The sequence below is a fragment of the Streptomyces sp. NPDC033174 genome, from assembly GCF_055577795.1.
This window is the reverse complement of sequence record NZ_JBVIPQ010000009.1, coordinates 199,071-222,496: the sequence shown is the minus strand read 5'-3', so window position 1 is coordinate 222,496 and position 23,426 is coordinate 199,071. Positions and strand designations below refer to the sequence as shown.

Below are 23,426 nucleotides of genomic sequence, written 5' to 3'. Positions count from 1 at the left end.
TACCCTCGGCCTTCGCCGTCTAACGGCACCCGTGCCGCCGAGGAGGGGCACATCGGGGCCCGCGCCGCCGATATCAGCAGCAGTCCGGGAGCGGGCGCCGCGACACACCGTCGAGATCGCCGCCGGTGATCGACTCCTCGCTGCCGGCGGCGGGGGGTGGTGATCCAAACCGCCGGATCGGGGTAGCAGAGGCTCAAGCGACAGCGACAGTGGCACGAGTGCGGAGGTGTGCGGTAGTGGGCGTTCCACCCGAACGGACAGGAGTCGACGAGAGTGTCGATGACTGGCAGCGTTTGCTGGACCGGCTCGAGGCCGGGGCGTACGTGGTGGATGCCGATGGCTGCATCGTCGCTGTGAACGCGCGGTTGGAGGCGCTGCTGGGACGCGGCGCTGAGACCCTGCTGGGTCACGACGCGCATGATCTGCTGCACCGGGACGCCCATGGGCACGCCATGCCCAGAAGCCAGTGCCCGATGATGGAGGCCTTTGTCGCCGGACGGGCCCGGCAGGAGGATTCTGGTTACTTCGAACGCGGCGACGGGACCTCGGCGCTCCTGTCGTGGATGGTGTCCCCGCTTCGCCTCACGACCGACGAGGTGGGCGCGCTCGTCGTGTTCCACGCGCATGAGCCGTCCGGCGTCCAGGGCCGGGGGGCGCCTGTCCGGACGGGGCCGCTGCCGGAGCTGGAGCGACTGGCGCTGCTGGCCGAGACCACCACGCAGCTCACCTCCACCCTCGACATCGACGACGCGCTCGACCGACTGGTGCGACTCGTTGTTCCCCAGCTGGGGGACTGGGCCGTGATCGACCTCATCACGGAGAACGACGAGGTGTGGCGCGCCGTGGTCGCGCACGAGGGGGACGGTGGCCGGCCCTCACGCCTGGTAGACCTGCAAGGAGCCATGCCGCCAGTGCCTCAGGTCTCGCCGCTGCCGCTTTCCAGGGCGTTGCGAGGCGCCGGGTCCACTCTGGCCACGCCCAGGACGTATCAGGGGCCGCCCGACTCCGGGATCGCCGTCGAGCAGCGCCGGCTGTTCGAGACCACCGGTATGCGTTCGGCGGTCATCGTGCCCATCCACGGACTGCGCGAGGTCCTCGGCGCTCTGACGGTCGGTAGATCCAAGCAGCCCGACGACTTCACCGCCGCCGACATCCCCCTGGTCGAGGACATCGCCCGCCGCGCCGGCCTGGCACTCGACAACGCGCGCCTTTATCAGCGCCAGCGCAAGGTGGCCGAGACCATGCAGCGCCACCTGCTGCCGCAGATGCCTCGCGTCCCGGGACTGGAGATGGCCGCCCGCTATCTGCCCGCGCCGCACGCCTCCCAGGTCGGCGGCGACTGGTACGACGCCTTCCACCTCCCCGACCAGGCCCTGGCCCTCGTCATCGGCGACGTCGTCGGGCACGACCTGGACGCCGCAGCCGACATGGCCCAGCTCCGCAATGTCCTACGTGCCTACGCCTGGTCCCGCCAGGATCCCCCCAGCGTCATCGTCAACCATGTCGACCAGGCGCTTCCCCACATTACGGAAGTCGACATGGCCACCATGATCCTCGGCAGACTGGCGGCCGACGCCGACGGCCGGTGGCAGCTCCAGTGGACGAACGCCGGCCATCCGCCGCCCCTGCTCGTCACACACGACGGCCGGACCGAATACCTCACCGACGGACACGGCATCCTCCTCGGCGCCAATGCCGCCGGGGTCAAGCGCACCGACGGAACGGTCCACCTGCCGCCGCTGTCCACGCTGGTGCTCTACACGGACGGTCTGGTGGAAACCCCTCGCCGCCCCATCGACGACGGCCTGGAGCGGCTACGCCGGCACGCCGCGTCCCTGGCCCACCGGCCGCTGGAAGCCTTCAGCGACCTGCTGATGGAAAGGATCCGTCCGCGCGACAACGACGACGACGTCGCCATACTCGCCGTGCGAGTGCCTCTGGCGGAGGGCCCCGGTAGCTGACCGGCGTCAGACGAAGGGTGGGCTTCCCGTCACGCGGGGCGAGGCCGGGTGTCTACGAGGGCCGGGAGGGCGGCGTCCACCCGACGGTGCACTGCCGGCGCCCCGGGCTCGCGTCCCCGAGCCGGTCCATCAGCTGCTCCTGGTGAAGTTCGGCGATGGGGGCGAGGAAGTCCGGGTGGCGCAAGAGCGGGGCCGCTCGCCAGTCGCGGTCCTCCGGCTTCGTCAAGCGCCGGAAGTCCACCGGCGCACCGTCGACATGCATCGTGTCGGCGAGTGCGTCCATGGCGGCGGCCGCCAGCGGCGGCGTACTCAGCAAGCAGGCAGCCCAGCTCGCGACGACCTCGTCGACCCAGCTGCGCCACGGGTGGTCACGGCCGTCCTCGGACTGGTGGATGTCCGCCCCTGTGACCCAGTCCAGGCGTGCCGAGCCACCCGGACCGGTGACGGCGACCAGCTCGACGTCCAGCTCCGTGGGGTACCGCAGCCAAGCGGCAACCGTGACGGCCTGGCGCGCCTGGGCCTCCGCCAGGCTGACCGCCAGGGCGCCGGGTCCCGAGGGAAACGTGTGGGTGAGCCACTGCGTCGTCGCGCCTATGAGCGGAGAGAGGGAGAAATCCTCGGGCACGGCCGACCACCTCAGCAGGCAAGAAGGGGATTAAAGCATTGGCACGCTAATCGCTACCGAGCGGGAAGGAAATGACGCAGTTCACCGTCGGCCGGTGGCCTTGGCCACACCGGGCGACACGCGCGGTGAGCGGCAATCCACTCCTCGCATTCCGGACGAGGTTTCACTGAGCGGAACGAGGTCACCACGCGAAGGAGAAAAACAATGGGTCACGGCGGAGATGTCATCGCGGAACTGATCACCGACCACGAGGAAGTGGAGGAGCTCTTCGCCAACATCGAGGAGCTGCCGTCCGGCGACGCGCGCAGGAAGCGCTACGCAGACCAGGCCACCATGGAACTGGTCCGGCACTCCGTCGCGGAAGAGGCACACCTGTACCCGGCCGTGCGCGAGCATCTGCCCAACGGCGACAGCATCGCGGACAAGGAGCTGGAAGATCACGCGACTGCCGAGCGGACCATGAAGGAGCTCGAGGGCTGCGAGGCCGGCGACCCGGAATTCGACACGCTGATCACCCAGCTCATGACCGAGATCCGCACACACGTCGCCGACGAGGAGAACAACCTGTTCCCGCAGCTGCGCGCCGCGTGTTCCGCCGAGATGCTCGAAAAGCTGGGTGACAAGGTTCGTCAGGCGAAGAAGATGGCCCCCACCCGCCCTCACCCCGCCGCCCCGGACAAGCCCCCGGCCAACAAGCTCCTCGCCCCGGGAGTCGGCCTCGTCGACCGGCTGCGCGACGCGATGACGGGCCGCGGCAAGGACTCCTGAGCCGCGGGAGGGCCTGCGGTCACTCTGCGGAGGCGCTCGGCGCAGGCCACGTGGCGTGGGCTGCCCGAGCGCAGTCGCTGCGGCGCTTTTCCCGTCGGGTGCCCCCAGGCTCACGCAAGCCGGAAGTGATCGCGCACCGCGACCGGTCCGCCCCGCGTAGGACTCCGAGCCTGTCGTTGACGGCCCAGGGGAGCCGGGCCCGTACGCGGGCCATCGACCGAAGTCTTCTTGAACGCCTGAAGCCCGGGCCGGCGACGACCGCCGATGCCCGGGCTTCGCGCGGACCGGTGAGAGGGCCGGTCCGCGGGTCGGGATCTACTTGCCGACTTCCTTGCTGACTGCCGCGGGGGAGTCGTACTGCTTCTCGGGGAGCGACTTGAGCGCTTCCTTTATCTCACGGCCGGCGCCATTGTTCTCCGCCTGCTCCAGGATGTCCTTCTTGGAGGCGGGGTAGTCCACGCCGCTGAGGGACTTCTGCATTTCGATGGGGTTCACGTTCATGGGCCGAATATGCCTCCGGCGGCTGTGCCTGAATACGATCCCGCCGCTGCTTCACCGCGATGGCGCAAAACCGCAGCCGCCCGCGCTTCCGGGTGCCCCCGCCGCAGCGGGCGGGACGCCGACCCCGGTCCGGCATTTCCGTGAAATGACGTTTCGTATGCCACCGCGTGCTGGACAGACGCGATGGCATACGTCACGTCCCCAGCAGGCGGGGCCGTGGCATACCCCACGACAGCGCTGTGCCGCGCCGCTTCCTCGCCAGGGATGGCCCCACGTTACGGAGCGCAGCCACCATGTGTCGCCGCGACAAGCGGTTGCGTCATCCGATCGCCTCACCCGCGTTCAGGTGCGACCCACCACGGGCGAATCACGGCGTGAACCGACGTACATCCCGATAGCGGCTATTCCTCGCGGTCCGACCTAAACTGCGCGCACCATGCGCAGAGCGGTCAGCCGACCATCACGGAAGTGGGATTGAGACCATGGCGTCCGACACCCCCAGGACAGTCCTGATCACCGGCACCTCCTCCGGCATTGGCCTGGCGGCGGCCGTGGCCGCCGCCCGAGCCGGCTGGACGGTCATTTCCACCATGCGTGACCTGGGCAGGTCCGAGGCCCTCATGAAGGCCGCCGAGGCGGCCGGTGTCACCGGCAAGGTGCGGCTCAAGCAGTTGGACGTGGTCGACCCCGCCTCCGTCGCCAGCTGCTTCGAGGACACCGCCGCCGAGTTCGGCGGCCTGCGCGCGGTCGTCAACAACGCCGGCGCCGGCCACGTCGGCACGATCGAGCTCGAGACCCTCGAGGACGTCCGCGACACGATGGAGGTCAACTTCTTCGGGGTGGTCGCCGTGACCAAGGCTGCGATGCCGCACCTGAGGGCCTCGGCTGGTCGCCTCATCACCGTGTCGAGCGTGGGTGGCGTGATCGGACAGCCCTTCAACGAGGCCTACTGCGCTGCCAAGTTCGCCGTCGAGGGCTTCATGGAGTCTCTGGCCCCGCTGGCGAAGTCGGTCGGCGTCGACGTCGTGGTGGTCGAGCCGGGTGCCGTGGGAAGCGAGTTCGTGGCCAACGTCGGTATCGACATTCCCTCCTACCTGGCCGCCGCCGGGCCGTACGCGCCTTCCCTCACCAACTACCTCGCCCATGTGAGGGAAAGCTTCACCACGCCGCAGACCATCGAGGACGCGGCCACGCACATCATCGATGCCCTCGACGCCGAGCGCCCGGCGTTCCGTGTCCAGACCTCGGAGTGGGCGCGGGACTTCGTCGCCATCAAGCTCGCGGACCTCGACGGCTCCGCGACGACCTCGAAGACGACCGATTGGGTCTCCACCGGCTGACCCTCCCGCCCGTGGGCGGCTCGGTGAGGGTCCGGCGGAGTAACGGTGACGAAGGTGGCACGATGACGCTTGCCTCAGCTGGGGCGCAGCACCGGCCGGTACGGCACGCGGGCTGGCTGGAGCTCTTCTTCGACCTGGTGTTCGTGGCGGTGGCCGCCCAGCTGGCCCACGCCCTGCACGGGGATCCGGGCGCGGCGGACTTCGGCCGCTTCCTGGCGTTGTACTTCCCGGCCTGGTGGATCTGGATCAACATCACATTCTTCGCGAATCTATTCGAGGGTGACAGTGCGCGCAGACGGCTGCTGATGCTGGTCGCGATGCTCTGCCTCGCGTTGATGAGCGCGGCCGTCCCGGACGCGTTCGGCGACCGCGCGCCCGCGTACGCCCTGGGATACGCGGGCACCCGCGTCGTGTTGTGGATGCTGTGGTGGCCGGCGACCCGACTGCCGGGTCGCGGGAGTGTGCCGCGCTGGCGGCCGGTCGCCTACTGCCTGGGCAGCGGCGCGCTGTGGGCGGCGTCCGCCGTGGTACCCGCGCCGGGGCGGTACGTCCTGTGGGCGGTGTCGCTGGCCTTCGAGATCGTGCTCCTGCTCAGCTACACCTGGCCAGAAGGCCCCGGTCGGCTGCACGCCGGCCACCTCGTCGAACGCGTCGGCCTCTTCGTGATCATCGTGCTCGGCGAATCCGTGGTCAGCCTGATCACTTCGGTCGACCACACGTGGACCGCCGCGTCAGGAACCGTCGCCGTGGTGGGATTCATCCTGCTCACCTCGCTGTGGTGGTCGTACTTCGACTTTGCCTCCTCCAGCGCCGAGCGTGTCCTCGACTCCGCCCAGCGCAAGGACGCGTACCTCCTGGCCCGCGACACGGCCGGCTTCCTGCACTTCTTCGTCACCGCCGGGATCATCGCCATGGCCGCGGGGCTCGCCACCGCGGTGGAGGAGGCCAGTCATCCGCACCTCGCCCACGGCGCCGCAGTGGCCGTCGCGGGAGGCCAGGCGCTCTATCACACGGCTCATGCCGCCATCGCCCTGCGCTACGGACGCCGTCTGCCCGGCATCGCGGTCTGGGCCGTGCCGGGCATCTGTATCCCGCTGCTCGTCATCGTGTTCAGCGACAGCCTCTCCCCACTGCTCGCCATCGCCGTCCTGGCGGCCGAATCCCTCGGACATCTCCTCTGGGCCCGCCTGGCCCTGCGCAGGGGCCGGGTCACACCCCTGCGCTGACGGTACAAGCGGTTCGGCCGACCGGCTGCGCGGCCCTACGAGGCCCGGGGGACTCGGCAGCGAGAAAGTGTTCGTACGGCGGCGTCACCGAGACGGGGGACGGCCCGGATGGCGGCCGAGGTGTTGCCGTGGCCACGCCTCGGGGAGACGCTGAACGGGATGACCACGATCTCCGTCAAGAGTGCGTCGCTGCGGGACGGGCCGACCCTTCCCTACGCCGAGGCCGGCTATTCGGGTGGCACGCCCGTCGTCTTCGTTCACGGCATCGCCGACTCGTGGTGGTCCTTCGAGCCGATGTTGCGGCGGCTGCCGATGGCCCTGCACGGGTACGCGCTCACTCAGCGCGGACACGGCGACGCCGAGCGCCCGGACGAGGGCTATCGGCCGGAGGACTTCGCCGCCGACATCGTGGGCTTCCTCGACGCCGTCGGAATCGAACGCGCCGTCCTCGTCGGCGCCTCCAGCGGCGGTGTGGCCGCCCGGATGGTCGCCGGCAGTCACCCGGACCGCATCTTGGGCCTGGTCCTGATCGGCGTACCCGCCACTCTCGCGGACAAGCCGGTGATCGCCAGTGCGTGGGAGGAGATCCAGGGGCTCTCCGATCCCGTACCGCGCGAGTACGTCGACGGCCTCATGAGCACGATGACCGCCCGGCCGATCGCCCCAGGGCTCATCGAGACCATGACCGAGGAGAACCTGAAGGTGCCCGCCCGCGTATGGCAGGAGACCATGCGAGGCCTGATGGAGGCCGATCTCCCCGCCACCCTCGCCGGGATCCTGGTGCCGACCCTCGTCATCTGGGGTGGCGAGGACGATTTCCTTCCGCGCGCCGACCAGCAGGTCACACTCGATGCCATCCATGGTTCACGGTTCCTGGTGTACGAAGGCGTCGGCCACGTCGTTCATTGGGAACAGCCCGATCGCGTCGTCGCCGAAATCGCCGCGTTCGTGGCCGACGCGCTCGGGTGAAGCGCGACGTCGGCGCGGAGTCCTGCGGTGACAGTCCCGCGACGAGTGCCGCCGCCGTCCGACCGTGCCGGGACCGCCCGGCTAGGGGAAGGTCGCCGGTCTGCTGTCCGCGAGGACGCTCCGCGTGTAGGCCACGTAGCGGTCGAAGAGCTCGCACTGAGTCGCCCGGGCGATGTCGACCACAGGTGAGTCGGCTCGCCTGACCCCGGCCAGGTACGGGGACATCCGGCACCGCCCAGCCGTGGAATCAGGGTCGACGAGGCTCACGTAACAGGTGGGGAGTTGCCCGGTGAAACGCACGGACATGAGCCCCGCATGTCCTTCGGCGGCGAAGCCCCTGGCGACCTCGAGCAACTGGCGGGCGGATTCGGCTGCCCGCCGCGGCAGATGGGTGTCGCCGATGCTTCGGGCGTACTCGGCGACCAGTACCGATTCCGGATCCGCCACTATGTACGTGATGTTCACGCCCTGCCTCAGGAGTCGCCGAACCGGGTCGGCGAAATCCTGCTCGGGGCGCGAGACGAACAAGCTCGCCAGACTGCGCAGCGCCACGCCGACCTCGATGATCTCCGTACGCGCGCCGTCCAGGAACACGGCCTTCTCGGTCGGAGCGGGCCGCCCCTGCGCATGGATCGTGAGGCCGCGGCCACCACCGGAAGCGAACAGCCTCTCGTCGAGGAGCTGCGCCATCTCTCCCAGAAGACGCTGTCGTTCGGCGTCCCGCAGGAAGAGGTCGTAGTAGAAGGGGATGGCGACCCCAGCCGCGGCGAAGACAGCGAGCTCGTTGAGCACGGCCCAGCCGAAGCCCTCACGTCCGTTGGACACCAGGGCCAGACTCAGGCCGCCCAGCAGAACGCAGATCGCGAGTGCGATGCGGAACCTGCTGAGCAGGGTGCGATTTCCCCTCACGTCACTGTCCATGCTCCCCCCCCGGGTCCCCGTCTTCCTCCCCAGGACGACGACGCTTCACACAGCCGTCCGCGACCCGGGGCCGCACGAGGGCGGCAGTACCGTTTCTTCGCTCCTGTGGGCGAGTCCGCGAACCGCCGCGGCCAAGACCCCTGTGTTTAGGGGATCTCGCATGGTGTTAACCCTGACATGCCCACAGTCGACGGCGAAGTGGAATCCTCAACATGTTCCTCACCCAGCTCGCACTCGTCTCCGAAACGCAGAGCAACCCGATCACACCCTCCGAACTCAATCGCGTCGCCGCCGCCCTCCAGAAGCAGGCCACCCGAGACTTCGGTCCGCTGTGGCAGGTCGAGGCAACCGTCGACGCATTCGACCGCCTTGAGGATGTTCCGATCGGTTATTGGCCGCTCATCGTCGTGGACGACGTACAGGACGCCGCCGGATACCACCACGACAAGAACGGACAGCCGTTCTCGTTGATCGAGTTCAGCGACAGCTGGTCACTGACCGCGAGCCACGAGATGCTCGAGATGCTGGCCGATCCATGGGGAAACCGGCTGATCCCGGGAAAGTCCCCGCATCCGAACCAGGGCCTCGTCGAGTTCCTGGTCGAGGTCGCAGACCCGTCCGAGGCCGCTGAATTCGGCTACATGGTCAATGGGCTGCTCGTCTCCGACTTCTTCACACCACGCTTCTACGATCCCGTCGCCTCCGACAGCGTCCGCTACAGCTTCGGCGGCCACATCAAGAAGCCCCGTCAGATTCTGCGCGGCGGATACATCAGCTGGCGGAATCCGCTGACGGACGAGTGGTGGCAGCAGCACTGGTTCGAGGGCAACCAGCCGAAATTCGAGAAACTGGGACGGCTGACCAGCGGCACGAACATCCGCGCGGCCATCGACGCCAAGACCAAGACGGTCAGCCGTATCGCCCGCAGCGGCCCGGCAACCGAACGGTTCGGGGCAGCCAGGGAACTCATGGCGGCAGCTCGGGAGTCAGCCGGCGCCCGTGCCGACGCATGGCGCGGGCAGATCGACGAATTGCGACGTGCGAACCCCGACGCGCAGGCCTGGGCAGATGGCGACAACGACTGAGGTCGACTGAGTTCGACTGAGCTGGATTGAGGACACTGTAAACGGCCCCGGGTCGGTCGAGGAGGAGGAGGCCACTATGAGCGAGGATTCCGCGAGCAGGAAGGCCCGCGCGGAACAACTGCGCGCAGCGATCGACGAGGTCAGGCGCCGCTCCCGGAAACCGGCCCCAAGGGGCGACGGTCCGGACGAGGTTCCCCCGGCTGACGAGAGCCTGCGGGAGGCGGTTCATCGCCGCATGCGTGAACTCGACGACACCGACAAGGGCGAGGGCGACGACCCCGGTGCGGCGCCCAGAGGCACTCGAGACCAGAAGTAGGCAACACCGCGGCAACGGGACCTCGTCGGTGCTCTAGAGCTTCGCAACTCCGAGCTACCGAGAGGCCCCGCCTTCATGCGCTGATACTGCGGCGATCACCCGATCCAGAGTCCAGTTCGGCTGATCAAGCACCCCGACCGGTAAGCGGAAGCCGTCTCGACCCCGTTATCCTGCCCTCAATCCAGGCAGAATTCGTTTTCCTCCGGGTCGGTCATCACGATGATCCCCTCGTCCATGCCATTGGGCTCGAGCCGGTACAACCGCTTCGCTCCCAGCGCCTCCAGCCTCGCGGCCTCCTCCTCCAGCGTGGCCATCCGCTCGTCCCCGGTCAGGCCGGGTGCTGCGCGCACATCCAGGTGCAAGCGGTTCTTCGCTGCCGGCTTTCCCTCCGGGACCTTCTGGAAGAACACCCGCGGCCCCTTGCCGTCCGGATCCGTGATGGCCGACCGGTCGTTGTGGTGCTCGGGCGGCACGCCCCACGCCGTCAGCGCAGCCGTCCAGTCGGGGAAGCCCTCGGGCGGCGGCTGGATGCGATAACCCAGCGCCTGAGCCCAGAACACCGCCTGCGCGCCCGGATCGGCGCAGTCGTAAGTCACCTGCAATTCCTTGGCCATGCCGCCTCCGACCGCTCGAAACCTGCTCTCCTCGCCCCGGTCGCCTCCCGGAGCACACTGCCATCCTCGCACCGCCCTCGGACAAGCCGCTCGCCGACCCAACGGACCGAGCACCGACGGCGCCGGCCGGCTCCACGAACACGACGCGAGCAGTCGAACGACCCCATCTCCCCTGCCACCGAGCAGGGTTCATGCCCACGCAGCCCGAATCAAGCCTCATCGGCATCGGCCGAGCAACCCCAACCCCGCACCCCGCATCGTCAGTTCCGGGCTGACCCCACCGCCTGGAAGATCATTCTGTTCGGGATCCTCAGGGCCGTCCCGAGCCCTTATGCTTCCGCAGGCACCAAAGATCATCCAGTGCGGAAACCAACGGGGACATGAACAAACACACGGTAGTGGCCACGACCCTCGTCCTGTCGCTCGGACTCCTGGCGGGCTGCGGCTCCTCCGAGCCTGAGAAGACCAACTCGCAGGGCAAACCGGGTGGTTCGGCCGCCCCGGAAAGTACCGCGAAGGCCGCGGGGCCGGTCTACGCCGGGCCCGCGATACCCGGCCTCGCCGCGAAGCAGGCGTGGAGCCTGCCGCCGGCCGGTGCCATCGACCTCGGCGACACCCTCCTCTTCGTGAAGGACGCGAAGGGCACGTACGCCCAAGCGGGAACGTACGAGAAGGAGCCGGCCGACGGCACGACCGGCACCCTCCACTCCAGTGCCACGCCGGAGCCCGTCACGCTGGAGTTCCGCGACCTGAAGACCGGCGCCGTACGCAAGACCCTGAAAGTGACGGCCGACCATGTCGCCGCCACCACCTGGCACAAGGGCGTCCCGGCGCTGGAGGTGCGCGCGGGCAGTAAGACGGAGTCCGACGGCCTGAGCGCCGAGAAGACCACCGTCACGATCACCGTCTACGGCGCCGACGGTGCGGAACTCGGTAGGACCCAGCACTCCGGCGACGACACGTTCCACGTCCACGAGGGCCATCTCATCGAGCAGGCCGGTGACGCGAGCTTGCTGCTCACACCGATCGACGGCGGAAAGCCCCACAAGGTCACCTGCACCGGCACCCTGGCGAGCTGCTCCTACGACCCGCGCAACCATGAGATCGACGGTGGTCAGGCGCACGCCCCGCTGATCACCGGCGATTACGCCTTCCACGTGGAGAACGCGTCGAACTACGAGAGCGAACCCGAGCAGCTCGTCATGTCCGACCTTGCCACCGGCAAGAAGGTCTGGAGCACGGCAGACGTCACCCCGCCGCAGGGCGTGGACTTCAACGACGATAAGAAGCGGACCTCCGGAGCGCTGCGCGTGCTGGACGTCCGTGACGGCCGGGTGCTCACCGCCTGGGGTGCGGGCGCCTTCTCGCCGGACACCTGGATCACGGCGACCTATGACCTCACCTCGGGCAAGCAGATCGGCGGTTCCACGAAGTACTCCTACGCCGACAGCCCTCACGACACGATCAACACCGAGGGTTCGTCCGTCGTCTCCCCGGACCGCGAGCTCGCCGCTGCCGCCACGAAGAACGGCGCGGCCGTGTGGCAGCTCGCCGACGGCAAGGAGGTCTGGGCACAGAAGGGGAACGAGAAGCCGTTGACCCCGCTGCGTCTCTCCTCGAACGGCGTGCTCTACGGCACCGTGGAGGGTGGGGGCGAGACAGTGCTCGCCGTCGACGCCCGCACGAAGAAGGTGCTCGCCAAGAGCCTTCCCGCGGCGAGCGTTCCGCTGTTCTCGGAGTCCGCGGGTTACGGCTGGATCAGTATGGACGGGTTCTTCGTCTTCCAGGTGGAGGGCTAGGAAGCCGGGTTCGGCGGCCGGCATGGGCACGGCGTGGGGGAGTCCAGGGTGTGACGAGGGCTGCTGTCGCGGAGGTGCCCAGGCCGGCCGGCCTCAACCCCGGCGCTGTACGGGGGCGGTGGGCGCGACCCGGTGAGAAACCCGGCGCACACCTCTTGACCGCGGATACTTACCGGTCAGTATGCTCACGCCACCCCTCAACGACCCCGGTGTCCTCCTTTCCTGCGGCTGCGGTGAACCGGCCCCTCGGCCCGGCACCGCAGGCCCGCACATACGGCTCCCGCAACCCGGGAAACGCCCCGCGCAGTCTCGTCAGACGCGCCATCGAGCGCTACTCCGAACCGCACTCCGTGAGGCCCCTCGTGAAGAGATCCCTCGTGTCCGCGGCCGTCGCCGCGGCCGTTGCCCTTGTCGCCGTGCAGACCTCAGGTCCCGCCCGGGCTTCCAGCAGCTCCACTTTCCGCTCCGACAGCAATCCCATCCTTTTCGTGCACGGCTACAGCGGTGACGGCAGCAACTGGAACACCATGGAGAACCGTTTCATGACCGACGGCTGGCCATCCTCCTACCTGGACCGGTGGACCTACGACTGGCGGCAGTCGAACACCACGACCGCCCAGCAGCTCTCCGCCGAGGTCGACCGTCTGCTCGCGGCGACCGGCGCCGCCAAGGTCGACATCGTCAGCCACTCCATGGGAGGGCTCTCCTCGCGCCACTACCTCAAGAACCTCGGAGGGACCTCCGAGGTCGACGCCTGGGTGTCACTGGGAGGGCCGAACCACGGGACCGACAGCGCCAACGGCTGCTTCGACACGTCCTGCACCGAGATGCGCATCGGCTCAAGCTTCCTCGCCGCGCTCAACTCCGGCGACGAGACACCGGGCTCGACCCGGTACGCGACCTGGCGGTCGCCCTGCGACACGGTGATCAACCCCGACAGCTCCGTCCCCGTGTCCGGCGCGACGAATACGCAGACCGCTTGCCTCAGCCACACGGATCTGCTCAACGACGCTACGGTCTACGCCCAGACACGGGACATGATCAACTGATAGCCCGCCCCGGCAGCCGGCAGGGACCGCGGTCACGACATCCGCCACCGCGGCCCCGCCGGAACCGCGCCGCGCAACCCCGTGGCAGCGGAGCGGACGGTCAGCAGATGCCCTCCTCGTGCTGCGGCGCCGCGGCACCGGGCGGTACGAAGCAGGCGGTCACGGTCTTGCCCGACCGCTGACGATGGGCCTCCCAACTGTCGGCGACAGCGTCGACGATGGCCATCCCGCGGCCTCCGGTCGTCGTGACGTCATGCGGTCGCTGGGAGGGCAGCGCGGGGGCGGAGTCGTGAACACTGACATGCAGACAGTGGCTGTCCCAGGTCAGGACCAGCTGCGCCTCACTGTGCGCGTGCACGTGTGCGTTGGTGACCAGCTCCGAGACGCTGAGCAGTACCGCATCCACGGTTTCGGGCGCGTCCTTCGTCCAGCCCAGGGATTCCAGGTGCTCCCGCGTCCAGCGGCGGCTTTCCCGTACCCCGCGCGACACAGGAAACGACTGCGCCCACCCGACAGCACGCATCGACGAATCTTTCGACACAGGACCTCCCCTGGCTCGGTTCCCCACACCCGCCTACCCCCGGCCGCCGGGATTACGGCATCGAGCGACGGACCGCAGGGGGGCGGCCTGGTCCCGGGCCGTCGGAGCAGACGACGCTCGGGCTGGGGTGGGATCATTTCCCCCATGGGTGCGGAGCGGGATGCCGATACTGAAGGTGTGGTCCTCGACGACCTTCTGCGCGATGTCGGCGCGGACAGGACGGGGGCATTGTGGCGGCTGACCGGTGGGGCACGGCAGCTCGATGCCAACGTCGTGCGGCTGGCGCCGGGGGCGTCCATCGCGGAGCATGTGGAGCCTGATCTCGACGTGCTGGTGTCGGGGATCGCCGGACACGGAACCTTGCGGTGCGAAGGCACTGACTACGACCTTCGGCCCGGAGCGATGCGCTTCTTGGCGCGCGGGGCGAGGCGGGGCGTGTACGCGGGGCAGGACGGTGTCGTCTACATGACGGTGCACCGCAGGCGCCCCGGGCTGGCACTCCGGCCTGCCTCGTCTTCGGCGGTGCTGGAGGACGTTGACGACGGAGAGGGCGGCGAGGCGCCCTGTCTCCTCAGCCAGGTCTGTGCCCATTGCGGGGCAGTCGTCGAAGTGCGCGCGGCCGCGTACTGCCCGCGGTGCGGTCAGCGGCTGCCGTAGTCACCCGCTGCCGACGCTGGAGCAGAGGCGCGGCGGTCACGCGGAATTGCTGCCCGCGGAGGCTGCCGCCTGGGCGCGACGAATGGGGAACATAGTCTGGATGGGCTCGCTGGCGAGGAAGTCGAGAATGATGTGGTTGACCTCCCCGGGCTTCTCCATCGGCAGCGCATGAGAGGTTCCGGGGACGACGCCCAGCTCGGAGTTGGGGATCCCGCGATAGAGGGCGATCGTGTGCTCCAGCGTGATCAGGTCGTCGTCCCCGACGAGGACGAGGGTGGGCGCGCCGATGCGGGCCAGGTCCTCCGCGGGGATGTTCGGCTGAGTGCGGTACATCGCGGACAGCTTTTCCGCGACGACCGGCCAGTGCTCGGCGCCGTCGGGCGACGTGGCCTCGTACATCTCTCGGAACATCGCCATGTCGGGAGCGTCGGGCGTCATGTGATCCAGCATCTCCGGCACCGCGCCGCTCTGCGGACTCGGGAGGAAGTTGGCCCCCATGGCCACGACCTTCCGGACCAGGTCGGGGCGGGCGATGGCGACGAGGAGGGCGACGATCCCGCCGTCGCTCCATCCGACGAGATGGGCGGGACCGCCGACGACCGACTCGATGAAGGCGGCGGTGTCGTCGGCCATGTCCTGGTAGGAGAGGGGTCCCGCGACGTCGGGCGTATGCCCGTGCGCGCGACGCTCCTGGAGGAAGACGCGGTACTTCGCCGCGAAGTCGGGTCGCTGAGCCCCCCACGTCTCGTTCGTGCAGAAGCCGCCGTGCAGCAGGAGCAACGGGTCGCCGGCGCCCTCTGCCTCGTACCAGGTCCTGACGCCGTGGAGATCCACATAGTCGCCCATGTTCCGGGCCTTTCCCGAGTGCCGTCCTTATTGGTCAGTCTTCGCTGTGGGCGAGGGACCTGCCATCCGGGCGGCTTTGCCGCCGGGGGAGTGGCCCGCACGCGCCGCGCCCAGTCACGGCGCGTGACTGAAGCGTGTGTCCCAGGATGACAAAATATTCGAACAAGCGATCTAATATGGGCATGGACGTCACCGCCTTCCCTCACGACCTGGTCCAGGTCCAGCACGACTGGAACACCACCTACGCGGCTCTCGCCGCGTCCCGCCCCGCCGACAACACGGCGCTCCGCCGCCGGCTGCTGGAGCTGTCGGTGCGCCTGTGGTGGCACCCGTACTGGGACGGCGCCCGGTCGGTGCCGGCAGCGCGGGTGGAGCTGCGGAAGCCGGCCCGCTCGCAGGATGAGGAAAGAGCGGCATGAGGCAGGAGAAGCCGGGTCGGTCGGCCTCTCGATCCGGCCTCTCGGCTTGGTGTCCCGGCTCGGCCTGAATGGGGGAGCGCAGCCGCGGCGACCAGCACCGGCGATCAGTCCGTTTTGGGGAGCCGGCCGATCCGGGCGGCTGTGGTTCGCCCGGACCGGTCGTGGAGACCGACCTGCTCTTCCCCGTGCCCCGGGGACGTCAGCCGGTGATGGCCACTCGCTCACGCCACCAGGCCACCGTCGCTTCGATCTGCTCATCGAGGGGAGTGGCCCGGACTGTGAACGCGGCTTCGTAGGCGCGCGAGTCGAGGACGAACGGGCGGTCGAACTGGTAGCGGATCTCCTTCAGTTCGCGGATCAGCGGGGAGAAGACGGATGCGATGCCCAGCAAGGCCGGTGCCATCGCGCGCACCGCGACCGGCCCCGTCCCCGCGTGGGCGGCGAGGCGGTCGGCCATCTCCCGGACGGACAGCGGCGGCGCCGTGGGGACGTGCCAGGGCCGTCCCCAGGCGCGTTCCTCTTCGGCGACTTCCACCAGGGCTCTGGCGACATCGGGGAGATAGCTCCAGCTGTGGGGAGCGTCCGGGTCCCCGAGTGTGGAGATCGGCTTGCCGCGCAGCAGGCGTGGCATGACCCGCGCGGCCAGGTGCCCGCCGTCGGTCACGCCGGGCCCGAAGAAGTCCGAGGCCCGGACCTCGACCGCCCGGACACGCCCCTGCTCGTGCAGGCTCCGCGCCTGCTCCCAAACGGCGGCGCGTACCCGTCCCTTGGCCCCGGTCGCCGCGAGCGGCCGTTCCTCGGTCAGGGGGCCGTCCACCGGGCCGTAGCCGTAGAGGTTACCCAGCAGGACCAGGACGGCCCCGGTCGCCTCGGCCGCCGCGCACATCGACGCGGCGAGGGGCGGCCATTGCGTGGCCCAGCGATGCAGGGGCGGTGCCGCGCAACTGAAGATCGCGGCCGCACCCCGCGCGACCTCGGTCAGCCGCTCGGTGTCCGTCGCGTCCAACGCGACGTGCTCGATGCCGGGCTCCTGGGGGCGTCCCGACGTGGTGACGACCCGTACCGAGTGCCCGTTCTCGACCAGCAGGCGAGCGGTTGCCGCCCCGGCGGGCCCGAATCCAACGACGATATAAAGACTCACCCACGCACACTAGTACGAGCGTGCAGGCTGAGGGGAGTTGTAGCGGATTGCCGGACGGGGGACGGGCGGCCGTCACGCCTCGACCCAGTGCCGAGGCTCCTGCCGCGTAGGGACCTCAAGACGGCCGCTGGTGACGGCGGGTCAGGATGACTTCGCAGGTCGCCTGGGTCATGGTGAGCCATGCCCACTCTCCACATCGAGCATCCGATCACCGATTACGCTGTCTGGAAGACGGCGTTCGACCGGTTCGCCGCCGCGCGGCAGGAAGCCGGTGTGCGGCGCTACCGGGTTCAGCGCCCTGTGCACGACCCGCGGTACGTGCTCGTCGATCTCGACTTCGGCACGACTGACCAGGCGGAGCGCTTTCTCCACTTCCTGCAGAGCCAGGTCTGGTCCTCGCCGGTCAATGCGCCCGCACTCGCCGGCGAGCCACTGACGCGCATTTTGGAAACAGCCGACGAGTCCTGACAACGACGGGCGCGTCGTCCCGTCAGCCGGACGAACTCGCCCTTCGTCGCTGGCGAGAAGGCGGCCCGGGCCACAAATTGCCTCGAGTGCCCCTCGGGGCTGCTGTTAGGCTCATAGACGCTTGTTTGTGCATGGGGGAAGCAGACCGGGGGGTCGGGGACTTCACACGTCGCACGACGGCGCGCGCACTGCGCGGGTCGTCTTCTTGCCATGCCTCGACCACTGGTTTGGGGAGAATGTTCGATGCGTAGGACCAGGATCATCGGCGCGGCTCTGGTGCCCACTTTGACGCTGGCTGTCGCCGGCGCGGGTGTCTCCACGGCGCTCGTGACGGCGGCGCCCGCCGACGCCGCGGTATTGCAGGCGTGGGGTGCGCCGGCGTCGCTGACCGCGTTCGGCACGCACAACTCCGTCCACGGCCTGAAGATCACCTCGGACGGCACCGCCGTCACCGTGTGGAGCCGTGACGCGGGGGCGGGCAACCAGGAGCTCTGGGCCGCCACCCGACCGGCCAAGAGCACCGTATGGAGTGCGCCGGTCCGGGTGGCGGAGACGAAGGGTGAGGTCTACACCGCCACGCTGACCGCCGGTAAGGACGGTTCGGCGACGGTGGCCTGGCTGCACTGGGAAGGCTCGCTCGGGTACACCTACAGCTCGTCCACCCTCTCGGCAGGGGCCAGGACGTGGACGGACCCGGCGCAGGTCTCGAACATCTCCCACCCGGCATGGCTGACCCTCGCCGGCGGCCCGGGCGGACGCCTCGTGGCGGTGTGGACCAGCTTCGGCGACAACGCGCAGGGCGACGCGGGCCGCGGGATGTACGTCTCGGAGCGCCCGGCGCCCGGCGCCGCCTGGTCCGAGCCCGTCAAGCTCACCGACGCCCTTGCCTTCTCGCCGGCCGCGACCGTCGGTGCCGACGGCGCGGTCACGGTCGCCTGGAAGGACGACTTCGACAGCAGTGGCCTGTCCTTGCGGGTCGCCAGCCTGCCCGCCGGAGCGACCGAGTGGCAGGCGCCCAAGGCCGTCGAGGGGACCACGTCCTCTCTCGCCGGCGACCTCGACCTGCAGTCGTCCGCGTCCGGCGCCACCCTGTTGAGCTGGACGGAGGGCGGCTCCTCCCATCGCTTCGCCTACCGTCCCGCGGTGGACGCGTCGTGGGGTCCCGCCGAGTCGGCCCCCTCCGATGGGCTCCCGTACGACTCCGCAGCGCCTCAACTCGGCCCCACCGGCGAGGTGACTTCCGTGTGGAAGGACATGTTCGCGTTGCGCACGGCAACCCGTTCGTCGGCTGGTGTCTGGTCGCCGGTCCGGACGTTCGCCGAAACGGGGGTGGACGACGTCTGGTCCTCGAGCATCGGCCCCGACGGTACGGTCACGGCCCTTTGGACCACGAACGACGGGGATCTGAAGGCCGCCGCGCGCACGGACGGCGCCTGGGCCCCGCCCGTGACAGTCGGCCGGATCGACGCGGACGCGGTCAAGGGCACCGCCTTCAGCGCGACCGGAGCGGACGGCCGGGCCGTCGTCGTCTGGAATCGCACGACCGGGACGACGGACAAGGGAAAGGACATCCACCAGGTGTGGTCGGCCGCCACGATGCCGGGCACCTCCCAACCGTGGAGCGCGGCCAAGCGCCGTGACTACGTCGGCGCGGACGGCCTTCCCGACCTCTACGCCCGGACCGGCACGGGCGCGCTCGCGGTCTACCGCGGCACCGCCCAGGGCACCGTCTCCGCCCGTACGGACGGCGGTACTTGGCCCACCTCCTCCACGCTCATCCCCTTCGGTGACCTCGACGACGACGGCGCCAACGACACCCTCGTGCGCACCGCGTCGGGCGAACTCCACCGCTATACGCCCCCTCGCGGCCAGGTCGTCACGCCCAGCAGCCCCCACACCAGCGTCGGCACCGGCTGGACCGGCCTCGACGTCCTCACCTACTCCGGCGACTTCAACGCCGACGGACGGCCCGACCTCGTCGCCCGCCAGACCGCCACTGGTGACCTCTACCTCTACGCCGGCACGAAGAACGGCACTCTCACCCGCACGGGCCGCATCGGCACCGGCTGGAAGAACCTCACCATCGTCGGCGTCGGCGACCTCAACAACGACAAGAACGCCGACCTCCTCGCCCGTACGAGCACCGGTGACCTGTACCGGTACAACGGCACCGGCAAGGCCACCATCGGATCCGGCACCAAGATCGGTTCCGGCTGGACCTCCATGACCGACCTCGTCGGAGTCGGCGACCTGAACCGGGACGGAAACGACGACATCCTGGCGCGTACGAGCGCCGGTGACCTGTACCGGTACTACGGCACCGGCAAGGGCACCATCGGATCCGGTGCCAAGATCGGAACGGGCTGGAAGTCCTTCACCAGCCTCCGATAGGCACAGAGCCCCGCGGTCTTGCCTCCGTGGCCCCACAGCCTGGAGGCAAGCCGGCGGCGGGCGGAACCGGGACGACCCGCCTCGCGACCGAGGGTGGCGCAGCCTTAGCCCTGGGATGCTGCCGGGGGCCCACAGCGTGAGCCCCGACCACGCGTACCCGGGCCGCGGGCCACTGGCGCCGAAACTGACGGATCGTCCGCGGCAGCGGTGACCGGTCGGTCCGGTGACCGCTCCCGCATGGCTACCGCTGCCGCGCCGGCCGGTCCGGCTACCGCTCCCGCGCTCAGTGGCCCGTCGGCCAGGGCGTTCCCATCAGGAGCGGCCCTCCCCGACGCCGAAGGCATGAGGCGGTTCACGTCACCCACCGCTGCCCGTGGGGAGCGCCAGGCGGAACAGCGCGCCACCGCCCGGGGCGTTCTCGGCCGTCAGCTCGGCGCCGTGCGCCCGGGCGATCTGGCGGGCCATCGCCAGACCCAGTCCCGAGCCTGGCAGGGCACGGGCCGACTCGGCCCGGTAGAACCGGTCGAACACGTACGGCAGATCCTCGGGCGCGATGCCCGGCCCGTGGTCCCGCACCGTCACCCCCGCCGCGGTCAGCTCCACCTCGCCCGGCGGGCCGCCCGGCGGACTGAACTTGGCGGCGTTGTCCAGCAGGCTGACCAACCGCCGACAACCGGCGGGCGCGCGAATGGGCGGGCTGGCGGCCGGAGGTGTCCCTGGAGGACGGGCTGAAGCACACGTCGACATGGATCGCCGACCACCTCGGTCTCTTCGCGGCGGACCGCTACCAGGTCTGAGCCGGCCCTGAACGGCCCCGGCTCCCGGCAGCTCAGCGGGCCGGGGCCGTCACCGTCGGCGTGTTCCACCGGGAGACGCGCAGCCGGGGCTCGGAACCGTGCAGATCACCTGTCCGGTATGCCGCCGTCAGCGTCGCCGACTCACCCGGCCGGAGGCTGATCTGGTTGTCGCCACCGGACCGGCAGCACGGGAGCGCACTGCGCGTTCACCAGGTGAACATCGGTGAGCAGAGCCGGGGTGGTCCCTGTGCCCGCGTTGCGTACGGTCACCGTCGTCGTGGATGTGCCCGTGGCGTCCGCCGTCGTCGATGCCGTCGCGGAGACGGTCGCCCGCTCCATCGAGTTCAGCCCCCGGTGGATCGGCGTAGGCGGTGGTCGTCGCAGCACTCCCAGCCGGGCAGCGCGCGGCGGTGGAGCACGGGGGCCTCCGCGGGGCCGGAGTCGGGACTCGGCATGGTGCAGATTCAGCCACGGGTGATCTGTGCGATCTGGTTGAGCCGACCGCGTCGCCGGGGTGCTCAGAGGCGGGCGGCATCCCGCCCGATCGGGGGTGTGCGGTGCTCCCCGACGGACTGGGGAGCGGGAGCAAAGGGTGTATATCGGCTGGAACAGAGCCGATACTGCCACGGTGGAGGTCAGAAGCGACGGCGACAGTCCGTGAGCGGTACACCCGTGGGACCCGGGTTGAGTCCGAAGCGCTGGAATGCCCCGCGTCGCTGCCGGGTGGCTTGAATCGACCGGCTTCAATGTCCCGCACGAGCTGCCCGACGGTCCGGCCGACTCCAGGCCGAGGGGACGGTCAACGGCATCGTTGGTGGCGGAAGGGTTAATTCCGAGTGACGGTAAACCTTCGGGAATGGACGTTCGTTGACACTCTCCGTGTTCGGAAGCTAACTTCACGGCGTCGTCGCCACACCCGGAGCACCAGGCTCCGTCGGGACTTGCGGCGCAAAGGACGCTTTTTTCAGTTGACCGCTGAGACCGTCTTCCAGATCCAGCCCCTGACTCCGCCGGCAACGGCGACGGGGATCTTCCAAGTCCAGCCCTATACCGCCCACTGCCAGGTGATCTGCGCCGAAGGAGCGCATGCCGTGATCGGCGTCTCACCCGGCAACAGCTACTTCTCCGCCCAGCGCGTCCTCGATCTGGCCCGCTGGGGCCTGGAGTACTTCGACCGCGTCGACTTCGTCTATACCGACCTGCACGTGGCCGAGATGTACGAGGCCTCCGGCTACGCCCCCGACGACGCACGGCGCAAGGCCGTCAAGAACCTGCGGGGCGTACGGGCCAAGGTCCTCAACGCCGTGCAGGAAGTCGACCCCGAGGGCAAGCGGCTGCGGGCCCATCCCATGTCGGCGTTCGCGACCAACCCGGCGTACCGCGAGATCCACGACCACCTCCAACGCCGACTGGATGTGGACGCGGACTTCCGTGCGACCTGCGAGGCGCTCGTCGACGCCTTCCTCTCGTCCAAGGTCCTGGACGGAAGGCCGGCCACCGCGCGCCAGCGCGAGGTGTGCCTGGAGTACGTCTGCGCCGAAGCGCCGTTGTTCCTGGACACCCCCGCCATCCTCGGCGTGCCGTCCTCGCTCAACTGCTACCACCAGCTCTTGCCGATGGCCGAACTGCTCTACTCCCGCGGATCGGGCCTGCGCGCCTCCCGCAACCAGGGCCACGCCATCGTCACCCCCGCAGAAGGAGACACCCATGTCCGTTGAGTCGCTGCTCGAACCGGCCGCCGAGGAGCTGCTCGACTTCCCCTTCTCCTGGCGGGGCGACCGACTCCCCGACGAGCTGGAGCAGTTGCGCAAGGAACCGGTCAAGCGCGTGCGCACCATCGCCGGTGACCCGGCCTGGCTGGTGTCCTCCCACGCCCTGTGCAAGCAGGTACTGGAAGACCCCCGGTTCAGCCTGAAGGACACCTCGGCGCCGGGTGTGCCCCGGCAGTACGCCCTGACGATCCCCCCGGAGGTCGTCAACAACATGGGCAACATCACCGGAGCCGGCCTGCGCAAAGCGGTGCTCAAGGCCATGAACCCCAAGGCGCCCGGCCTCATCCCCTGGCTGCGGTCGCACGCCACGGCGCTGATCGACGACCTGATGGCCGAGGGCGCGCCCGCGGACCTGCGCGGGCAGTTCGCCGACCCGTTCTCGTCCGGCATGCACTGCCACATCCTCGGCATCCCACAGGCCGACGCCCCGCGCCTCATGCGGAGCCTGGACATCGCGTTCATGAACTCCGCCTGCCCCATCACCGGCGCCAAGCTCAACTGGGACCGCGACATCGCCTACATGGTGGAGCGCCTGGACGACCCGGCCACGACCGGTCTGATGGCCGAGCTCGCGGCCCTGCGCGAGGACGCGGAGTACGCCCACCTCACCGACGAGATGCTCGCGACGGTCGGCGTGACCATGTTCGGCGCGGGGGTCATCTCGACCTCCGGGTTCCTGACCATGGCGGTCGTCTCCCTCCTCCAGCACCCCGAACTGAGGGAGGAGCTGCTGGCCGACCGCGCCAAGATTCCGGCCGCGGTCGACGAGCTGCTGCGGATCAACCTGTCGATCGGCGACGGTCTGCCGCGTCTCGCCCTCGAGGACGTCACGCTCGGGGACGTGGAGGTGAAGAAGGGAGAGCTCGTCCTCGTCCTGGTCGAAGGCGCCAACTTCGACCCCGACGTCTTCGCCGATCCGCACCGCGTCGACCTCACCCGCGAGAACAACACCGCCCACCTGTCCTTCGGCGGCGGCCGGCACTACTGCCCCGCCACCGCGCTGGGCAAGAAGCACGCGGAGATCGCCCTGGAGGCCCTGCTCGACCGCATGCCGGACCTGCAGCTCGCCGTCCCGATCGAACAACTCGTCTGGCGCACGCGGTTCATGAAGCGTTTGCCCGAGAGGCTGCCCGTCATGTGGTAGCCGCCGGAGTGCCGCCGCCCCGCGGGGGGCGGCGGCAGCGGGGGCGGGGCGGTCGGGCGCGGGCCGGAGGAGCGGC

22 protein-coding genes and 2 pseudogenes are annotated in these 23,426 nt (G+C 69.5%); 15 read left to right on the top strand and 9 right to left on the bottom strand.

The genetic code is table 11. From position 1 onward, the window contains the following. Positions 1-236 precede the first annotated feature (236 nt). On the top strand, positions 237-1,961 hold the full coding sequence (locus tag ACZ5VC_RS27175) for a PP2C family protein-serine/threonine phosphatase (protein WP_469122623.1): 1,725 nt from the start codon (positions 237-239) through the stop codon (positions 1,959-1,961). Positions 1,962-2,013: 52 nt separating this feature from the next. Here the strand turns inward: ACZ5VC_RS27175 and ACZ5VC_RS27170 are convergent, their stop codons facing one another. After that, on the bottom strand, positions 2,014-2,586 hold the full coding sequence (locus ACZ5VC_RS27170; protein ID WP_469122622.1) for a hypothetical protein: 573 nt from the start codon (positions 2,584-2,586) through the stop codon (positions 2,014-2,016). Between the two features lie 204 nt (positions 2,587-2,790). On the opposite strand from ACZ5VC_RS27170, the gene ACZ5VC_RS27165 reads away from it, so the two are divergent. Next, the gene (locus tag ACZ5VC_RS27165; RefSeq protein WP_469122621.1) at positions 2,791-3,354 is read left to right on the top strand and encodes a hemerythrin domain-containing protein; all 564 of its coding nucleotides are present in this window, start codon (positions 2,791-2,793) and stop codon (positions 3,352-3,354) included. A gap of 315 nt (positions 3,355-3,669) precedes the next feature. Here the strand turns inward: ACZ5VC_RS27165 and ACZ5VC_RS27160 are convergent, their stop codons facing one another. Continuing rightward, positions 3,670-3,855: a DUF2795 domain-containing protein gene (locus tag ACZ5VC_RS27160; protein WP_468712264.1), complete on the bottom strand. Its 186-nt coding sequence runs from the start codon at positions 3,853-3,855 to the stop codon at positions 3,670-3,672. 482 nt (positions 3,856-4,337) lie between these two features. On the opposite strand from ACZ5VC_RS27160, the gene ACZ5VC_RS27155 reads away from it, so the two are divergent. From ACZ5VC_RS27155 to ACZ5VC_RS27145, 3 genes are all read left to right on the top strand, one after another. After that, a complete protein-coding gene (locus ACZ5VC_RS27155) occupies positions 4,338-5,195 on the top strand; it encodes an SDR family NAD(P)-dependent oxidoreductase (RefSeq protein ID WP_469122620.1) in 858 nt (285 codons plus the stop codon). Between the two features lie 62 nt (positions 5,196-5,257). Continuing rightward, a complete protein-coding gene (locus ACZ5VC_RS27150; RefSeq protein WP_469122619.1) occupies positions 5,258-6,421 on the top strand; it encodes a low temperature requirement protein A in 1,164 nt (387 codons plus the stop codon). Between the two features lie 159 nt (positions 6,422-6,580). Then, the gene (locus tag ACZ5VC_RS27145; RefSeq protein WP_469122618.1) at positions 6,581-7,390 is read left to right on the top strand and encodes an alpha/beta fold hydrolase; all 810 of its coding nucleotides are present in this window, start codon (positions 6,581-6,583) and stop codon (positions 7,388-7,390) included. 81 nt (positions 7,391-7,471) lie between these two features. Here ACZ5VC_RS27145 and ACZ5VC_RS27140 read toward each other — a convergent pair whose 3' ends face one another. Next, complete coding sequence (locus ACZ5VC_RS27140) at positions 7,472-8,311, bottom strand: hypothetical protein (protein ID WP_469122617.1); 840 nt, start codon at positions 8,309-8,311, stop codon at positions 7,472-7,474. A 212-nt stretch (positions 8,312-8,523) separates the two neighbouring features. Here ACZ5VC_RS27140 and ACZ5VC_RS27135 point away from each other — a divergent pair, with 212 nt between their 5' ends. Further along, entirely contained in the window at positions 8,524-9,396 is an 873-nt protein-coding gene (locus ACZ5VC_RS27135) for a hypothetical protein (RefSeq protein ID WP_469122616.1), read from the top strand. Positions 9,397-9,472: 76 nt separating this feature from the next. Further along, positions 9,473-9,712 (top strand): hypothetical protein, encoded by a 240-nt coding sequence (locus tag ACZ5VC_RS27130; protein WP_469122615.1) that lies wholly within the window; start codon positions 9,473-9,475, stop codon positions 9,710-9,712. Between the two features lie 176 nt (positions 9,713-9,888). Here the strand turns inward: ACZ5VC_RS27130 and ACZ5VC_RS27125 are convergent, their stop codons facing one another. Beyond that, positions 9,889-10,326 carry a VOC family protein gene (locus ACZ5VC_RS27125; RefSeq protein WP_469122614.1) on the bottom strand — a complete coding sequence of 146 codons (438 nt, stop codon included), beginning with the start codon at positions 10,324-10,326 and terminating at the stop codon, positions 9,889-9,891. A 380-nt stretch (positions 10,327-10,706) separates the two neighbouring features. Between ACZ5VC_RS27125 and ACZ5VC_RS27120 the strand changes: the two genes are divergently transcribed. Together ACZ5VC_RS27120 and ACZ5VC_RS27115 are read left to right on the top strand one after the other, a co-directional pair. Next, positions 10,707-12,125 carry a hypothetical protein gene (locus ACZ5VC_RS27120; RefSeq protein WP_469122613.1) on the top strand — a complete coding sequence of 473 codons (1,419 nt, stop codon included), beginning with the start codon at positions 10,707-10,709 and terminating at the stop codon, positions 12,123-12,125. Between the two features lie 362 nt (positions 12,126-12,487). Further along, a complete protein-coding gene (locus ACZ5VC_RS27115) occupies positions 12,488-13,174 on the top strand; it encodes an esterase/lipase family protein (protein WP_469122612.1) in 687 nt (228 codons plus the stop codon). A 100-nt stretch (positions 13,175-13,274) separates the two neighbouring features. Here the strand turns inward: ACZ5VC_RS27115 and ACZ5VC_RS27110 are convergent, their stop codons facing one another. Next, on the bottom strand, positions 13,275-13,697 hold the full coding sequence (locus ACZ5VC_RS27110; RefSeq protein ID WP_469122611.1) for an ATP-binding protein: 423 nt from the start codon (positions 13,695-13,697) through the stop codon (positions 13,275-13,277). A gap of 162 nt (positions 13,698-13,859) precedes the next feature. Here ACZ5VC_RS27110 and ACZ5VC_RS27105 point away from each other — a divergent pair, with 162 nt between their 5' ends. Further along, positions 13,860-14,372: a hypothetical protein gene (locus ACZ5VC_RS27105; protein ID WP_469122610.1), complete on the top strand. Its 513-nt coding sequence runs from the start codon at positions 13,860-13,862 to the stop codon at positions 14,370-14,372. Positions 14,373-14,408: 36 nt separating this feature from the next. Here ACZ5VC_RS27105 and ACZ5VC_RS27100 read toward each other — a convergent pair whose 3' ends face one another. After that, positions 14,409-15,218, bottom strand: coding sequence for an alpha/beta fold hydrolase (locus tag ACZ5VC_RS27100; RefSeq protein ID WP_469122609.1), 810 nt, complete (start codon positions 15,216-15,218; stop codon positions 14,409-14,411). A gap of 182 nt (positions 15,219-15,400) precedes the next feature. On the opposite strand from ACZ5VC_RS27100, the gene ACZ5VC_RS27095 reads away from it, so the two are divergent. Then, positions 15,401-15,637 (top strand): hypothetical protein, encoded by a 237-nt coding sequence (locus tag ACZ5VC_RS27095; protein WP_469122608.1) that lies wholly within the window; start codon positions 15,401-15,403, stop codon positions 15,635-15,637. 199 nt (positions 15,638-15,836) lie between these two features. Here ACZ5VC_RS27095 and ACZ5VC_RS27090 read toward each other — a convergent pair whose 3' ends face one another. After that, positions 15,837-16,778, bottom strand: a complete 942-nt coding sequence (locus ACZ5VC_RS27090; protein WP_469122607.1) for an NAD-dependent epimerase/dehydratase family protein — start codon at positions 16,776-16,778, stop codon at positions 15,837-15,839. A gap of 180 nt (positions 16,779-16,958) precedes the next feature. Between ACZ5VC_RS27090 and ACZ5VC_RS27085 the strand changes: the two genes are divergently transcribed. Together ACZ5VC_RS27085 and ACZ5VC_RS27080 are read left to right on the top strand one after the other, a co-directional pair. Then, a complete protein-coding gene (locus ACZ5VC_RS27085) occupies positions 16,959-17,246 on the top strand; it encodes a hypothetical protein (protein ID WP_469122606.1) in 288 nt (95 codons plus the stop codon). A gap of 243 nt (positions 17,247-17,489) precedes the next feature. After that, entirely contained in the window at positions 17,490-19,637 is a 2,148-nt protein-coding gene (locus ACZ5VC_RS27080) for an FG-GAP repeat domain-containing protein (protein WP_469122605.1), read from the top strand. A 357-nt stretch (positions 19,638-19,994) separates the two neighbouring features. On the opposite strand, the pseudogene ACZ5VC_RS27075 reads toward ACZ5VC_RS27080, so the two are convergent. Continuing rightward, a pseudogene (locus tag ACZ5VC_RS27075) lies at positions 19,995-20,348 on the bottom strand (sensor histidine kinase); the annotation flags it as partial. A 118-nt stretch (positions 20,349-20,466) separates the two neighbouring features. After that, positions 20,467-20,810: pseudogene (locus ACZ5VC_RS27070) on the bottom strand (exo-beta-D-glucosaminidase); the annotation flags it as partial. A 592-nt stretch (positions 20,811-21,402) separates the two neighbouring features. On the opposite strand from ACZ5VC_RS27070, the gene ACZ5VC_RS27065 reads away from it, so the two are divergent. Together ACZ5VC_RS27065 and ACZ5VC_RS27060 are read left to right on the top strand one after the other, a co-directional pair. Beyond that, positions 21,403-22,152, top strand: coding sequence for a cyclodityrosine synthase (locus ACZ5VC_RS27065; RefSeq protein WP_469122604.1), 750 nt, complete (start codon positions 21,403-21,405; stop codon positions 22,150-22,152). Continuing rightward, positions 22,142-23,350 carry a cytochrome P450 gene (locus ACZ5VC_RS27060; RefSeq protein ID WP_469122603.1) on the top strand — a complete coding sequence of 403 codons (1,209 nt, stop codon included), beginning with the start codon at positions 22,142-22,144 and terminating at the stop codon, positions 23,348-23,350. The genes ACZ5VC_RS27065 and ACZ5VC_RS27060 overlap by 11 nt, the downstream gene beginning before the upstream one ends. Positions 23,351-23,426 lie beyond the last annotated feature (76 nt).

Coding starts and splice junctions, on each gene's coding strand:
- ACZ5VC_RS27165 (WP_469122621.1), top strand. CDS start 2,791: ATGGGTCACGGCGGAGATGTCATCGCGGAACTGATCACCGACCACGAG.
- ACZ5VC_RS27125 (WP_469122614.1), bottom strand. CDS start 10,326: ATGGCCAAGGAATTGCAGGTGACTTACGACTGCGCCGATCCGGGCGCG.
- ACZ5VC_RS27100 (WP_469122609.1), bottom strand. CDS start 15,218: ATGGGCGACTATGTGGATCTCCACGGCGTCAGGACCTGGTACGAGGCA.
- ACZ5VC_RS27150 (WP_469122619.1), top strand. CDS start 5,258: ATGACGCTTGCCTCAGCTGGGGCGCAGCACCGGCCGGTACGGCACGCG.
- ACZ5VC_RS27120 (WP_469122613.1), top strand. CDS start 10,707: ATGAACAAACACACGGTAGTGGCCACGACCCTCGTCCTGTCGCTCGGA.
- ACZ5VC_RS27130 (WP_469122615.1), top strand. CDS start 9,473: ATGAGCGAGGATTCCGCGAGCAGGAAGGCCCGCGCGGAACAACTGCGC.
- ACZ5VC_RS27110 (WP_469122611.1), bottom strand. CDS start 13,697: ATGCGTGCTGTCGGGTGGGCGCAGTCGTTTCCTGTGTCGCGCGGGGTA.
- ACZ5VC_RS27160 (WP_468712264.1), bottom strand. CDS start 3,855: ATGAACGTGAACCCCATCGAAATGCAGAAGTCCCTCAGCGGCGTGGAC.
- ACZ5VC_RS27145 (WP_469122618.1), top strand. CDS start 6,581: ATGACCACGATCTCCGTCAAGAGTGCGTCGCTGCGGGACGGGCCGACC.
- ACZ5VC_RS27085 (WP_469122606.1), top strand. CDS start 16,959: ATGCCCACTCTCCACATCGAGCATCCGATCACCGATTACGCTGTCTGG.
- ACZ5VC_RS27135 (WP_469122616.1), top strand. CDS start 8,524: ATGTTCCTCACCCAGCTCGCACTCGTCTCCGAAACGCAGAGCAACCCG.
- ACZ5VC_RS27105 (WP_469122610.1), top strand. CDS start 13,860: ATGGGTGCGGAGCGGGATGCCGATACTGAAGGTGTGGTCCTCGACGAC.
- ACZ5VC_RS27060 (WP_469122603.1), top strand. CDS start 22,142: ATGTCCGTTGAGTCGCTGCTCGAACCGGCCGCCGAGGAGCTGCTCGAC.
- ACZ5VC_RS27155 (WP_469122620.1), top strand. CDS start 4,338: ATGGCGTCCGACACCCCCAGGACAGTCCTGATCACCGGCACCTCCTCC.
- ACZ5VC_RS27140 (WP_469122617.1), bottom strand. CDS start 8,311: ATGGACAGTGACGTGAGGGGAAATCGCACCCTGCTCAGCAGGTTCCGC.
- ACZ5VC_RS27080 (WP_469122605.1), top strand. CDS start 17,490: ATGCGTAGGACCAGGATCATCGGCGCGGCTCTGGTGCCCACTTTGACG.
- ACZ5VC_RS27095 (WP_469122608.1), top strand. CDS start 15,401: ATGGACGTCACCGCCTTCCCTCACGACCTGGTCCAGGTCCAGCACGAC.